Genomic DNA, 13,424 nt, shown 5'->3' with positions numbered 1-13,424 from the left:
TGTTGAGTTCTAGAATAACCTCTAAAACTCAACACTTAAAATCTGAATTATTTATTTTCTGCTAACATTTTCTCTCCAGCCTCTATAGCTTCCTCTATAGTACCTTTAAGGTTAAATGCTGCTTCTGGTAAATGGTCTAGTTCACCATCAATAATCATATTAAATCCTTTGATAGTATCTTTAATATCTACCAATGCTCCAGGAATACCTGTAAATTGTTCCGCTACGTGGAATGGCTGAGATAAGAATCTCTGTACCTTTCTTGCACGATAAACCACCAATTTATCCTCTTCAGAAAGTTCTTCCATACCAAGGATAGCGATAATATCTTGTAATGCTTTATATCTTTGTAAAATTTCTTTTACTCTCTGAGCACAGTTGTAATGCTCCTCTCCAATAATCTCTGGAGCTAATATTCTAGAAGTTGAATCTAATGGATCTACCGCTGGATAAATACCTAAAGATGCAATTTTTCTAGAAAGTACCGTAGTCGCATCTAAGTGAGCGAAGGTAGTTGCTGGAGCTGGGTCGGTTAAGTCGTCCGCAGGAACATATACCGCCTGTACTGAAGTAATAGAACCATTTTTAGTAGAAGTAATTCTCTCCTGCATTGCACCCATCTCAGATGCTAATGTTGGCTGATAACCTACCGCAGAAGGCATACGCCCAAGAAGTGCAGACACCTCTGAACCTGCCTGTGTAAAACGGAAAATGTTATCCACGAAGAACAATACATCTCTACCTTGTCCTGTTTCTCCACCATCACGGTAGTACTCTGCTAAAGTAAGACCAGAGAGTGCCACTCTTGCTCTCGCACCTGGTGGCTCATTCATCTGTCCGAAAACGAAAGCAGCTTTAGACTCCTTCATTAACTCAGTATCTACCTTAGAAAGATCCCAACCTCCTTCTTCCATAGAGTGCATAAAGTCGTCCCCGTATTTAATAATACCAGACTCTAACATCTCTCTAAGAAGGTCGTTACCCTCACGGGTTCTTTCACCTACTCCTGCAAACACAGATAGACCACCGTGCCCTTTTGCAATGTTATTGATAAGCTCTTGAATAAGTACTGTTTTACCTACTCCCGCACCTCCAAATAAACCAATTTTACCTCCTTTTGCATAAGGCTCAATAAGGTCAATTACTTTAATACCTGTATAAAGTACTTCTGCTGAAGTAGAAAGTTGGTCAAACTTAGGTGCTTCTCTGTGGATTGGCAAACCGCCTTCTTTAGATAAATCCTGTAATCCATCGATAGCATCACCCACTACATTAAATAATCTTCCGTTAACTTCATCACCTATAGGCATTGTAATTTGGCGACCTTGTCCTACTACTTCCTGCCCTCTTTGAAGACCATCTGTAGCGTCCATAGCGATACATCTTACTGTATCCTCACCAATATGTTGCTCTACTTCAAGCACAAGCTTTTCACCATTTTTTTTAGTAATTTCCAGTGCATCATAGATCTTTGGAAGCTCTTCTACTTCGCTAAAAACGACATCTATTACTGGACCAATAATCTGAGAAATTTTTCCTTTAATTTGGTTTGCCATTGCTAATTTTTTTCTTGTGTGCAAATATAATGATTATTAACAAATTTCCAATTGCTTAAAAAAAAGATTTTTATCATATTTGCAAAACAAGTATTTGGAAAGATTTTATTGTTCTAAAATAATTCCAATAAACCTATTTTATGAAAGTTATAAGCTCCATATCTGATTATAAAAACACCTCTCCCACTGCTCTTTCAATAGGAATGTTTGATGGTGTTCATCTTGGACATCAAAGCATTATCAAAAATTTAAAGAAAATATCAGACGAGAAAAAACTCAGTTCTGGACTACTGACTTTTTGGCCACATCCTAGAACTATATTTAATCCTAATGAAAATTTAAAACTTCTAAATACTTTAACCGAAAAGACCTCTTTAATAGAGAATTTGGGTGTGGATTTTCTTTTTTTGCAAAACTTTGACGAAGATTTTAGAAACCTCTCAGCAGATGATTTTGTAAAGAAAATATTAGTAGATAAACTTAACGTAAAACATCTTATTATAGGTTATGACCACCGTTTTGGAAAGGATAAAAAAGGAGATTTCAATCTGCTCCAAAAAATGGCAACCGAGTTTGATTTTGAAGTTCAGCAATTAGATGCCATACAGCTAGAAAACCAAAACATCAGCTCTACTAAAATTAGAAATGCAATTGCCAGTGGTGATTTTAAAAGTGCTAATGATATGCTTGGTTACCATTACCCACTAAGAGGCAAGGTGATACATGGTAAAAAAATAGGAAGAACCATTGGCTATCCTACCGCTAATATCAGTATTGATAATATTAAATTATTACCCAAAAAAGGAGCTTATATTGTAGAAGTTTGGATAGATAATCTATTCTATAAAGGAATGCTAAGCGTAGGTACTAATCCCACAGTATCAGGCACGGAATTATCTGTTGAAGTGTATATTATAGACTTTAATAAAGATATTTACGACCAAGACATCACCATCAAATTTAGAGATTTTCTACATGAAGAAATTAAATTTGATGGATTAGAAGCTCTTATCAAAAAACTTGACGAAGATAAAGCTCTAACCGAAAGTTTTGAGTTCTAAAATCTATAAACTCAATACTTCTTCTTTTTGTTTTTTGGTGAGTTTGCTAAAAACCAAGTCGTAAGAGTGGTCTAACAACTCCAATAATAATGATTTTGGTAAACCTTCCACCACCACGGTGTTCCAGTGTTTTTTGTTCATATGGTAAGCCCCGTATATTTGAGGATATTTTTCTCTCAACCCTTCGCTCCATTCGGGATTGGTCTTTACATTAAATGCTAATGGAACTCTATCTAAAGAAAGTAACAAAAAGACTTTACCTGAAACCTTAAATACCAAAGTTTCATCATTAAAAGGAAAACTTTCGGTAACACCTTTCTTCTCTAGACAATAGGCTCTTATAATTTCTATATCCATAATTTTTATCTAGCCAACAGACAAAACAACAACGCCAACATAGCAGGTACAGCTTGTAATAGAATGATTTTCTTACTAGCCGTAAGCCCTCCGTAAATCCCCGCTACAATAACACACCCAAGAAAGAAAGCCCTCACATTAAAACTCCATTCTGGGTTCTCTATCAAAAAAGACCACACCAAACCTGCGACTAAAAAACCATTATATAATCCTTGATTGGCTGCTAAACCTTTAGTGGGTGTAAATAATTCTTTCGGTAGGCTTTTACCAAAAACTCTTTTACCTGCTGTTTCCCATGCAAACATCTCCATCCACAAAATGTAAAGATGCTCTACCGCCACTAAAACCGTTAAAATTTCTCCTATTATTTTCATATTTTGAAAAGACATCTATAAAGTGATTGTTTTAGAAACCAAAATTTCAAATTGGCAAGCACTCCACTTTTAGCACTTTAGTCTCCATTTCACAGATAACTTGTTATATAGTCACCCTTTTATTCAATTATCTCTAGTTTCAATTTTATCAAACCTATCTTATCTCTATTTCTAACTTTGTTATTGCTGCTAATATTCCCTCGCAAGTTTGATTCATCTGTAAAATTACTAGCATCCCAAGTATCGTTAACAATTTTTCCATCTGAATAAAACCAAGTCCTATTTGCTTTTTTTATCCGAATTAATTTCTGTTTAAATAATTTTTCGTCTTTCGGAATAAACTCTATAGTAAAATCAGTTGAAACAAAATTATTGTTATCAAATTTTAAACCCTGTTGTCCAAATTCTAACATATTTTGTTTTTTAATAGAATACATATCAAATAAACTTAATAACTTTATAGTTCTTAAAAACAGTTCATTCGTATCTGAATTCCCACTTGCATATTTAATTGTAGGAATTATTATCTCGTCTCTAAATGACTCGTTTGAAATGTATTTGAATTTTACATTTTCACTTGAAAAGTTTTTTTCTAATTCAGAAAAATAAGAACGAATATTTTTTTCTGTATCACTATTAACTTTAGGACTGACAAAAACTAGTTCGTAGTTTTTATCAGGAAAATACGATAGTAATGATAAATAGGAACGTAAAAGTTTCTTTAAAACTCTATCTTTTGTTTCTTCTTTACTTCCATAATTTAAGCCTGCTTCGTGAAAAGCAATATCTATTGCATAAACAGTGTTACTTGAATCCATACCAATCACATCAACTTCTGCTTGTTTGAGTAACTGCCTTAATTGTGATTTTTTAAAAACATTAAAATTTGAATCTTCTTTAACTCTGTCATAAATATTTTGAACTTTTTCGTCATTAAACACTTCCCATTTATTTGAACTTTTCCAATTTGTCTGATAAAAAACACATTTTTTAACATGCTTCAGGTAGCTTAAAATTAATGATTCTCCTATTTCTAATTTCATTATATTCTGTTTTTAATATCAGTAGTTCTTAGATCTGCCTTACAAAGTATTTATTAAAATTAAGTTTAACAAAACAAATCGGCTATCTTAAATTCAAAAGATAACCTCTTTGTTATTAGCTAAAATAGGTTTTATTTCTTGTTAGCCAAATGATAATAAGCCAACATCTTATAATATAGCTTTGCTGCTAAAAATGCCGTAGGTTTCGCCATTGGAGAGTCCATGAGTTCTACAATATCAAAGGCCACTACATTGCATTTTTCAAACACCTTTTTTAGAAGCTCTAAAGTAGGATACCAAGCTAAACCTCCCGGTTCTGGCGTCCCTGTAGATGGAGCAATAGAAGGATCAAACGCATCTAAATCTATCGTGATGTAAACATTTCCTGACACCTTTTCTAATACCTCATCTATCCAATTAGGATTTTGAGCAATCTCGTGAGCCCAAAAACACTGTCCTTTTGGTACATACTGCATCTCTTCTGCGTCCATAGAACGGATACCCACTTGTACTAGATTATGCTTCTGACTAGCTTCAAACACCGCACAAGCGTGGTTAGATGTAGACCCATGAAACTCTGGGCGAAGGTCTGTATGAGCGTCTAGTTGTAATACAGTAAGATTTTCATACTTCTCTCCTACCGCACGAATAGAGCCAATAGATACCGAATGTTCCCCACCAAAGAGAGTAAATAATTTATCTTCGTGTTTTAGGAGTTCTTTTGTTTTTTGGTACACCGCCTCCGTCATAGCTTCTGGAGAGCTATCTTCCGTTACCTCACCTGCTAAATATACCCCTTCTAAATAAGGTTCTGTACCTGTCTCAATATCGTAAAGCTCCATATTTTCGGAAGCATCTAAAAATAGTTCTGGACCTTTATCGGCTCCTTTACCCCAAGTAGATGTCCCATCATAAGGAACGGTAACTAACATTACTTTTGAGTTTTCTAAACTTGCATTTTCCTCTGGAATACCTGCGTATGTTTTCATTTAATATAATTTTGTGTTATTATTTCTTAATAGCCTACCAGCTTAAGTACATCTTCTGGACTTTGTTTTTCTCTAAATAGCTCGTAAACAAAGTTTCCTTCTTCATCTTTAGTAATTAAAATATGTCTTGGTTGAGGAATTAAACAGTGGTGTGCCCCTCCGTAGCCACTAATACTCTCCTGATAAGCCCCCGTATTGAAAAACCCTATATAAAGAGGCTTGGTATCGCTAAATACAGGGAGATAGATGGCATTAGTATGCTGTTCGGAGTTGTAGTAGTCATCAGAATCACAAGTAAGACCTCCTAAAAATACCCTTTCATAACTGTCCTCCCAACGGTTGAGTGGCAACATAATAAAGTGTCTAGAAATAGCCCAAGTATCTGGCAGAGTCGTCATAAAACTACTGTCTATCATGTCCCATTTCTCTCGGTCGTTTTGTCTTTTCTGACTGATAATTTGGTACAGATTAGCACCACTTTCGCCCACAGTAAAAGACCCAAATTCGGTATAGATATTAGGCTCTTCTACCCCTTCCTCTTCACAGAATTTTTTAATTTGAGAAACAATCTCATTCACCATATACTCATAATCGTAATCGAAGTTGAGCGAGGTTTTAATAGGAAACCCACCACCTATGTTAAGCGAATCTACCTCTGGTGCAATTTTCTTAAGCCTTGCGTACACTCGTAAGCACTTAAAGAGTTCGTTCCAGTAGTAAGCGGTGTCTTTAATCCCCGTATTGATGAAAAAGTGCAACATTTTCAGCCTTGCATTAGGGTGTTCCGCTATTTTCTGACTGTAATATGGGATAATATCCTTATAACCTATCCCTAACCTAGAGGTATAAAATTCAAACTTTGGTTCTTCTTCGGAAGCAATTCTAATCCCGATATTAAATGTAGTGTCTATACTTTCTGTAAGTTTATCCAGCTCTCTGTAATTATCTAGGATAGGTGTAATGTTCTCAAAACCTTCATTGATTAAATCTGATATTTTCTCCAAATAATCATCGGTTTTAAAACCATTACAAATCACTTCTATATCTTTGGTTACCTTACCTTTATCATAGAGTTTTCGTACAATGTCCATATCAAACGCAGACGAAGTCTCCATACTAATATCGTTTTTAAGAGCTTCCTCTAGCACAAAAGAAAAATGGCTAGATTTAGTGCAATAACAATAGCGATATGTATTGCGATACTCGTTTTTAGCAATGGCTTCCGAAAACCATTTTTTTGCCCTTTGGATATTTTGAGAAATCTTTGGTAGGTAACTTATCTTTAGAGGTGTCCCAAACTTCTCTACCACTTCCATTAGGTTAATCCCATGAAAATGAAGACTTTCATTCTCATAACTAAACTCTTCTTGTGGAAAATAAAGCGTTTGGTCTATTAGTTCCGAATATTTAATTTTCATTCTATTATTAAGTCTTGGATTTTACTAAAACTAAGTGCAAAAATGCAAAAAAAGAATGGATATAAAAGCACCTATTGTAAAAAAGTTTCCCCAAAAAGCAATGCAGTCCCGCTCTAAAAAACGATATAGACCTTATAAAAAAATCGTCTAAACGATTTTATAAAAACCTTTAGACGATTTGCTCCATTCGTTTAGACGATTTTACTCTCCTTTGGCAGCCTTCTCATATTTGACTACCGCCAGCATTTCTCTAAGCTCTATACCTGGGCGAAAGAGGATTTTATTGCTCTTTATCTTAGCTGCAGTTACCTTATCTTCGGTTTCTGCTCCCTCGGAAGAAATAGAAATTTGGAACGAGCCAAAATCTCCAAAACGAACAATTTTACCATCTGACAGATGTTTAGACAATACCTTAGTGAGGTCGTTAAGTACCGCAAGTACATCGGTATCACTTACGGTGGTACTGCCCTGTGCAATCTCTTTACTTAAACTTCGGAAAGTAACCTCTCCACTAGCTTTAGCCGAAGCATAATACTTCTTAGGTTCTTCGGGCTTACTAGGATTGCCTTTTTGTATCACTGTGAATTTTACTGGCATAATACTTTATTTTTTTAAAGATGATTACTATTTGTTTAATAGTTGCTGAACAAGAGATTTTAGTTCTTCTATCTGTTTTTGTTGAGCTTCTATTTTCTTTTCCTGCTCTATGCTATGCAGATAGAGTTCTTCTATCTTTTCTACATTCGTCAATTGAGTTGCCATAAGGTCTATATAGCCTTGCTTTTTGATTTCTGCTGCAGACTGATACCCTGGCAAATGCCCATTGGTCTTTACAAAGTCTTCTACTTGGCTTAGGGTTTTAAAGCTATAATCTGCTTTAATGCTAGAAGTACCTGTATAATACTTTTGGAACACATAGTCTGGGAAGAGCGTAGCTCCGTTAGTTCCTGCAAAAGAGGCTGCTTTTACCCTACCTGCCACTTCTAGTTTCTCGGTTGGAGCATCTACACCTATACCTACATTATCCCCAAATCTAACTTTTCCCTCATTGGTATATATAGCATAATTCTTATCTGTTCCTTTGTTAACATTATCTATCAGAAGGCCGTATTGCTCTGTAATATTAGCATTACTTCCATTAACATAGAATGACATTTGTTCCCCTATTAACTTCGTTACAATAGTATTTTCAGCTAACACACTATAATTTTTAATACCAACATGAACAGGTGTTGTACTATTAGCATTCATATAGTTTCTATTTCTAATTCCTATAGATTCTGTTTCTACCACTCCATTTTCATCTACTGCAAGTATATTATCAAAACCTTTAATAGTCTTTACTTTATGAGAAGGAATAGTAGTAGTACCTGTAGTTGGACTCTGAGTCCCAACTGAAGATTGTATCCCTGTCACATTGTCAATGTTTCCCGAGTTATTCACATAAGCTCTTATACCATAGGCGTTAGTTACTGTTCCATAATTTCTAGCAGTAAAATTCCCCCCTACATTATTAACTGCTTTTGTAGAAGTATAATTACCATTTTGGCTTCCTACAGAAGTAATTCCTGAAACTCCAATCACTGAAGAGGCAGAAGTATTAGAGAAAAAATCTACTGAAGAGTTTACTCCATATAATCCATTTATATTAGAAGTAACATCTTTGGCTAACATTTTAGTTTCATTTGCAAAATAGGTTCTGTTTGGATTTGCACCTACATGAGCCTCCTTCAATAGAGAATTGTTTACATGAAAGAAAAAAGAATTACCTCCACCAAGCGTACTGGCTGCAGGCAGCACATCTGAAGATACCGTTGTGGAAAAAGGCACTTCATTTGATGAAAACCCTTGGTTTCCGTTAAGATATTGATGAGCAAACTCACCATCAGCAACCCTACCAAAGTTTATGCTAAACCTCCTATTGCTTTTATAAGATATCAAATCCTCCTTAGCGTCAGCTGGTTTTAGATAAGTTTCTGTAACCCCATTATTATCTCTCTGAGCCCAAAGCTGGTCGTTAGCTTGGGTATCGCTTAATTTTACCCATTTACCGTTAGTAATATTACCATTGGTTTTGCCTGTAGGATTAGAGAAATAGTAGAACCCTTTTTGTAGATTATCGGTAGTTTGGATATTGGTATCCGTAGTAGAGCCTCCCTCTTTAGTATTATACACTATCATGCCATCAAAATAAGTAGGATAATTAACCCCATCAGCAGCATTAATATCTAGTTTAAAAGTAGAAAGGTCAGTCTGTGGAAATAACAATCCTCTCCCTATACTATTAGGTTTACTCTCCGTATTTTCTGATGCATCTAGAAAAGCATTAGATTTACCCTCAATAGATATTGTTTGGTTTACTTTTACTTGACCATAAGCTGTAACTCCAGCCAAGAAACATATAACAGATATATATTTTAATTTCATTGTAATATGATTTTAAATTAGTTATGATTTTAAATTTGGAAATTATCTTCCGATAGGATACCATGTTTTACCTGTACTTACAAAAGCAACTCCTGAACGCGTGGCTAGTGTCCCAAAATTAAAAGGAAGCGTATCCTCTACCCCCGTTCCTGTTCCTGAAAACCCTAACCCTTGTGTTGTACCATTGATGAGATAAATAATTCTACCTGGATTTTCTTTTGCACTTGGTAATGCTAACTTAGTATCCACACCTATATTTGTTAAGACAATCATATAATCATTATCATTATAATCAGGCACTCCTGTTCCATCATAATTTCTAAGATTTGCTCCTGCTACAGATGTGTTAGCTAAACCATTACCTGTATTATTCGCATTTTTGTTTGGCACTACATATACTCTATTCTGTAAGTAAAGATTACCGTTTACATTCAGCTTTCCTGTGGTTCCTGTAGTAAAAGTCAAAGCATTGTTGTTTTGGTCAATAGTCGTCGCTTCCGTAAGTGTACCTCCTAGCTTAACATTACCAGAAGCTAAAGTAAGACCGTTAATAGCTCCTACAGAAGCACCTCCTCCATTTTTAACCCACTTTGTGCCGTTCCAGTAGTAGTAGCCCTTTTCTGTAATGTCTGCCACTTTAGCATCAGAACCTGTATAGTCTGAAATATCATTTACATAAATAAGTGTAGATTCTTTAAGAGACATATCTGCATTAGTAGTCATTAGATAAGCCTTATTTTTACTCACATTAGGAATAATAAGTCCCTCTAAAGTTGTAGCTGTGTTAGCAGATTTACCTTTAATTTCTAAAGTAGCACTAGGTTTATCATAATTAATCCCTACCTTACCGCTGTAGTCTTGACCGTAAACTACTAGTCCTAAACCTAAAAAGGCGAACACACTCAATTTTGTCGTTTTTGTTGTCATAATATTTAATTTTAAAATTGTTGATATTTAAAGTTTATAGATGTTAGATATTGGATATTAGATTTTAGAGGTTGGATATTAGACTTATGGATTGATGAGGCTACACTAAATTCTAAACTCTGAAATCTAACCTCTAACCTAAAAAAACGCCTTCCCTCTCTAAACACACACAAAACGAGAGGAAAGGCTAAAACAGAAAGAAAGCGAGAACTTCCTCTCTGAACACTAAAAGCACCTAACAAGAACGACCATGTTATTAGACAAAACAATGGTGCTTTTAGCCTATATTTATGAAAGCTAAATTTAGAATAGGATAAACGCCAAAAACCCCCAACAAAAGTTGGAGGAACGATATTTTGTTTTAACGATAAAAGTCTAAAGAATTTTCTAGATAATACGACGTATACGCAGGTAATTATCTGTGTGTGTGTGTGTGTGTGTGTGTGTGTGTTTACACAATTATTTGGAACTACCAAATTTTTGTGTAAGTTTTTTTTATTTTTTTGTATGTCGCTGATAGTGTATCGCATAAATATGAAGCAAACTTATAACCTTTTAAGCAAGTATGCAAGTTTTAGCATAAGATTTTATGGGTTGAGTTCTCTTCTTTTACTTAAAAAGACAAGCAAACTCCCATGAGTATAGCTTATAGAAATGGTATCTTCATCGGCTATGTTTCTAGTGCCTATCCTACTGGTGATAGATAAATCCTCTTTATTAAGACTCCACCTAAGCCCTTTGGTAACAATAGATTTAGCCTCTGGGAAAGGATACAAAGAAACAGTTTTGCCTTTCACTTCCTTTAGTTCCATCTGTTGAGGAATAAAAAAATAAGTTGCCATATCATCGTAGAAAGTAATATCTATCTCTTCCTTAAACTGATAGGCTACGGTTAAATTACCTAAAAAATGGTCTTGCTCTTTGCCACTCGCTCCGTAAACATCTACTTTAGTAATTCCTTTCTGTTTAAGAAGGTCTAAGGCTTTATAAAAATCTGTAAAATCCTGATTGGGCGTAGAAATTACCTTCTCACTTGGAAGGTCTTCTAAAGAAACCACAGAGTCAAAATCTCCTGAAATAAAAGCCAACTGCTCCGCCGTAACGCCTTTTTGTTTGAGATAACTCCAAGCTCCATCGGTACACGCCCAAATATCCCCTTCCGAATAAGGCGGCAACTGTTTGGGAGGTTCGCCATTGATGTATAAAACTGCTTTTTGGGGTTCTTTAGCCATTGTTATTCTATGGTCTATCGTTAGGATTCCAATACTCTTCTGGTTCGTGGTGTAAATGAGAAATGTATCTCGCTAATACAAACAGATAATCAGACAAACGATTGAGGTATTTTATAAGTTCTGCTCTTACTTCTTCCTGCTCACTTAAAGCGACTAAATAGCGTTCTGCTCTTCTACAAACCGTTCTTGCTATATGCAGATGTGCCGAAGCCTTGCCTCCTCCCGGTAAAATAAAGAATTGTAACGGCTCTAGCTGTTCATCAAAGGCGTCTATCCACCGCTCCAAAGCCTCTATTTCGTTTTGACCTATAACTAACGGAAGTCTAGATTTACCATTAGCTAAGAAAAGTTTATCCACAGGCGTTGCAGACTCTGAACCAAGTGTAAATAAATCAAACTGAATGACTTTAAGTTGCTTTAAAACTTCTGCCTCTTGAATATAAGATTTTGCTACACCTAGACACGAATTAAGCTCGTCTATGGTACCGTAAGCCTCCACTCTAAGATGAGCTTTAGAAACTCTTGTACCTCCATAGAGAGAGGTAGCTCCACTATCGCCTGTTTTTGTGTAAATTTTCATTCAGCAAATATCAATGTTAAATCTTTTCAAATCTAAAGTTTTCTCCGAGATAGACTTGTCTTACCTCTGGGTCGTTGGCTAAATCTTCTGGCAAGCCTTCCTTTAAGATTTTCCCTTCAAACATAATATAAGTTTTATTGGTAATGGCTAAAGTCTGTTGCACATTATGGTCGGTAATAAGGATACCGATATTTTTCTCCACCAAAGACCTCACAATTTTTTGTATATCTTCCACGGCAATAGGGTCTACCCCTGCAAAAGGCTCATCTAGTAAAATAAAGTTAGGACTGGTAGCTAAGCACCTTGCAATTTCGGTACGCCTTCTTTCTCCACCCGACAACAGGTCGCCCCTGTTCTTTCTCACATGCTCCAATGAAAACTCCTCAATCAGTGCATCACACTTTAGGCGTTGCTCTTTTTTAGAAAGTTTGGTAAGTTGTAACACCCCCATAATATTGTCTTCTACGGAGAGCTTTCTAAACACAGAAGCTTCTTGTGCCAAATAACCTATCCCTTTTTGGGCTCTACGGTACATAGCATCTTTTGTAATGTTTTGCTGGTCTAGAAAGATGTTACCCTGCGTTGGTTTTACCAAACCTACAATCATATAGAAGGTAGTGGTTTTACCTGCTCCATTAGGTCCTAAAAGCCCTACTATTTCGCCTTGTTTTACCTCTATGGACACGCCTTTTACGACCTTCTTAGGTCCGTATTCTTTAATTAAATTATCTCCCCGTAAAATCATAAGTACAAATATAGAGATATTTCTTTAACATATAATAGTCTAGATTTCCTTTATCAAAAAGAGCTAAACTGATAATGATAAATTACCACTCACCAAGTAATTTTATTTGATTTCTGTACAACAATACCTTACCTTCATTTTCTAATTTTTTGAGCATTCTGCTTATTACCACTCTAGAACTTGCTAAATCGTTAGCTATCTGCTCATGAGAAACATTCAATACCGTTTTACCCATAGTTTTAGATTTTTCTTTAAGATAATTAAGTAGCCTTGTATCTAAACTATTAAAAACCACCATATCCAATGCCTTAATGATCTTCATAAATCGGTCTTGCATGGTCATCATAACAAAGGATTTCCAAGTAGGGTATTTCATCATCCATTTATCCATATACTCCATAGGTATCATCCAAAGTTCTGAAGGCTCTTCTGCAACCGCAATAATCTCGCTTTTCTTCTCCTGCATACAGCAGGTAAAAGTCATAGCACAACCGTCTTCAGCGTTAAGATAATACATCAGCAACTCTTTACCATTATCATCTATCATAGAAACTTTTAGCGTTCCGCTCATCACAATAGGCATATAGACAATAGGCTGCTCTACATTGATGATTACCTCGCCTTCTTCGGCTAGTTTTAGTTTTCCTACGGAAGAAATTTCCTCTATAAGTTCTGGTTCAAAAAGATTATTAACACGCTGACTAAATTGCATCTC

At 35.5% G+C, this 13,424-nt stretch carries 14 protein-coding genes; 1 reads left to right on the top strand and 13 read right to left on the bottom strand.

Annotation, left to right across the window (positions count from 1 at the left end):
• Positions 1-47: 47 nt before the first annotated feature.
• Positions 48-1,556 carry a F0F1 ATP synthase subunit beta gene (gene atpD, locus GXW81_RS06765; protein WP_004919449.1) on the bottom strand — a complete coding sequence of 503 codons (1,509 nt, stop codon included), beginning with the start codon at positions 1,554-1,556 and terminating at the stop codon, positions 48-50.
• 140 nt (positions 1,557-1,696) lie between these two features.
• On the opposite strand from atpD, the gene GXW81_RS06760 reads away from it, so the two are divergent.
• Positions 1,697-2,617 (top strand): bifunctional riboflavin kinase/FAD synthetase, encoded by a 921-nt coding sequence (locus GXW81_RS06760; protein WP_161531713.1) that lies wholly within the window; start codon positions 1,697-1,699, stop codon positions 2,615-2,617.
• 3 nt (positions 2,618-2,620) lie between these two features.
• On the opposite strand, the gene GXW81_RS06755 is transcribed toward GXW81_RS06760, so the two are convergent.
• The 12 genes from GXW81_RS06755 to GXW81_RS06700 form a co-directional block, all read right to left on the bottom strand.
• Positions 2,621-2,974 carry an MmcQ/YjbR family DNA-binding protein gene (locus GXW81_RS06755; protein ID WP_161531712.1) on the bottom strand — a complete coding sequence of 118 codons (354 nt, stop codon included), beginning with the start codon at positions 2,972-2,974 and terminating at the stop codon, positions 2,621-2,623.
• A 5-nt stretch (positions 2,975-2,979) separates the two neighbouring features.
• Complete coding sequence (locus GXW81_RS06750; protein ID WP_161531711.1) at positions 2,980-3,348, bottom strand: DUF1304 domain-containing protein; 369 nt, start codon at positions 3,346-3,348, stop codon at positions 2,980-2,982.
• A 119-nt stretch (positions 3,349-3,467) separates the two neighbouring features.
• Positions 3,468-4,391: a hypothetical protein gene (locus GXW81_RS06745; protein WP_064970564.1), complete on the bottom strand. Its 924-nt coding sequence runs from the start codon at positions 4,389-4,391 to the stop codon at positions 3,468-3,470.
• 131 nt (positions 4,392-4,522) lie between these two features.
• Entirely contained in the window at positions 4,523-5,380 is an 858-nt protein-coding gene (gene speB, locus GXW81_RS06740; RefSeq protein WP_013447170.1) for an agmatinase, read from the bottom strand.
• 26 nt (positions 5,381-5,406) lie between these two features.
• Positions 5,407-6,798 carry a decarboxylase gene (locus tag GXW81_RS06735; RefSeq protein WP_004919458.1) on the bottom strand — a complete coding sequence of 464 codons (1,392 nt, stop codon included), beginning with the start codon at positions 6,796-6,798 and terminating at the stop codon, positions 5,407-5,409.
• A 201-nt stretch (positions 6,799-6,999) separates the two neighbouring features.
• A complete protein-coding gene (locus GXW81_RS06730; RefSeq protein ID WP_064969869.1) occupies positions 7,000-7,395 on the bottom strand; it encodes an HU family DNA-binding protein in 396 nt (131 codons plus the stop codon).
• 27 nt (positions 7,396-7,422) lie between these two features.
• Complete coding sequence (locus tag GXW81_RS06725; RefSeq protein WP_161531710.1) at positions 7,423-9,225, bottom strand: hypothetical protein; 1,803 nt, start codon at positions 9,223-9,225, stop codon at positions 7,423-7,425.
• Positions 9,226-9,267: 42 nt separating this feature from the next.
• The gene (locus GXW81_RS10530; protein ID WP_064970560.1) at positions 9,268-10,152 is read right to left on the bottom strand and encodes a hypothetical protein; all 885 of its coding nucleotides are present in this window, start codon (positions 10,150-10,152) and stop codon (positions 9,268-9,270) included.
• Positions 10,153-10,739: 587 nt separating this feature from the next.
• Complete coding sequence (locus tag GXW81_RS06715) at positions 10,740-11,384, bottom strand: thiamine diphosphokinase (protein ID WP_161531709.1); 645 nt, start codon at positions 11,382-11,384, stop codon at positions 10,740-10,742.
• Positions 11,385-11,391: 7 nt separating this feature from the next.
• The gene (locus tag GXW81_RS06710) at positions 11,392-11,964 is read right to left on the bottom strand and encodes a cob(I)yrinic acid a,c-diamide adenosyltransferase (RefSeq protein WP_161531708.1); all 573 of its coding nucleotides are present in this window, start codon (positions 11,962-11,964) and stop codon (positions 11,392-11,394) included.
• A 16-nt stretch (positions 11,965-11,980) separates the two neighbouring features.
• A complete protein-coding gene (lptB, locus tag GXW81_RS06705) occupies positions 11,981-12,709 on the bottom strand; it encodes an LPS export ABC transporter ATP-binding protein (protein WP_161531707.1) in 729 nt (242 codons plus the stop codon).
• An 82-nt stretch (positions 12,710-12,791) separates the two neighbouring features.
• Positions 12,792-13,421 carry a Crp/Fnr family transcriptional regulator gene (locus GXW81_RS06700; RefSeq protein WP_109475549.1) on the bottom strand — a complete coding sequence of 210 codons (630 nt, stop codon included), beginning with the start codon at positions 13,419-13,421 and terminating at the stop codon, positions 12,792-12,794.
• Positions 13,422-13,424 lie beyond the last annotated feature (3 nt).

Source organism: Riemerella anatipestifer, from assembly GCF_009932355.1.
In the GTDB taxonomy this organism is placed as follows: domain Bacteria; phylum Bacteroidota; class Bacteroidia; order Flavobacteriales; family Weeksellaceae; genus Riemerella; species Riemerella anatipestifer_E.
The sequence above is the reverse complement of the archived record's forward strand: the minus strand, read 5'-3'. Positions and strand labels throughout refer to the sequence as shown.

Bases quoted from the DNA above. Each gene is read 5' to 3' on its own strand.
- speB (WP_013447170.1), bottom strand. From the start codon at position 5,380: ATGAAAACATACGCAGGTATTCCAGAGGAAAATGCAAGTTTAGAAAAC.
- atpD (WP_004919449.1), bottom strand. From the start codon at position 1,556: ATGGCAAACCAAATTAAAGGAAAAATTTCTCAGATTATTGGTCCAGTA.
- GXW81_RS06735 (WP_004919458.1), bottom strand. From the start codon at position 6,798: ATGAAAATTAAATATTCGGAACTAATAGACCAAACGCTTTATTTTCCA.
- GXW81_RS06750 (WP_161531711.1), bottom strand. From the start codon at position 3,348: ATGAAAATAATAGGAGAAATTTTAACGGTTTTAGTGGCGGTAGAGCAT.
- GXW81_RS06725 (WP_161531710.1), bottom strand. From the start codon at position 9,225: ATGAAATTAAAATATATATCTGTTATATGTTTCTTGGCTGGAGTTACA.
- GXW81_RS06760 (WP_161531713.1), top strand. From the start codon at position 1,697: ATGAAAGTTATAAGCTCCATATCTGATTATAAAAACACCTCTCCCACT.
- GXW81_RS06730 (WP_064969869.1), bottom strand. From the start codon at position 7,395: ATGCCAGTAAAATTCACAGTGATACAAAAAGGCAATCCTAGTAAGCCC.
- GXW81_RS06745 (WP_064970564.1), bottom strand. From the start codon at position 4,391: ATGAAATTAGAAATAGGAGAATCATTAATTTTAAGCTACCTGAAGCAT.
- GXW81_RS06755 (WP_161531712.1), bottom strand. From the start codon at position 2,974: ATGGATATAGAAATTATAAGAGCCTATTGTCTAGAGAAGAAAGGTGTT.
- GXW81_RS06700 (WP_109475549.1), bottom strand. From the start codon at position 13,421: ATGCAATTTAGTCAGCGTGTTAATAATCTTTTTGAACCAGAACTTATA.
- GXW81_RS10530 (WP_064970560.1), bottom strand. From the start codon at position 10,152: ATGACAACAAAAACGACAAAATTGAGTGTGTTCGCCTTTTTAGGTTTA.
- GXW81_RS06710 (WP_161531708.1), bottom strand. From the start codon at position 11,964: ATGAAAATTTACACAAAAACAGGCGATAGTGGAGCTACCTCTCTCTAT.
- GXW81_RS06715 (WP_161531709.1), bottom strand. From the start codon at position 11,384: ATGGCTAAAGAACCCCAAAAAGCAGTTTTATACATCAATGGCGAACCT.
- lptB (WP_161531707.1), bottom strand. From the start codon at position 12,709: ATGATTTTACGGGGAGATAATTTAATTAAAGAATACGGACCTAAGAAG.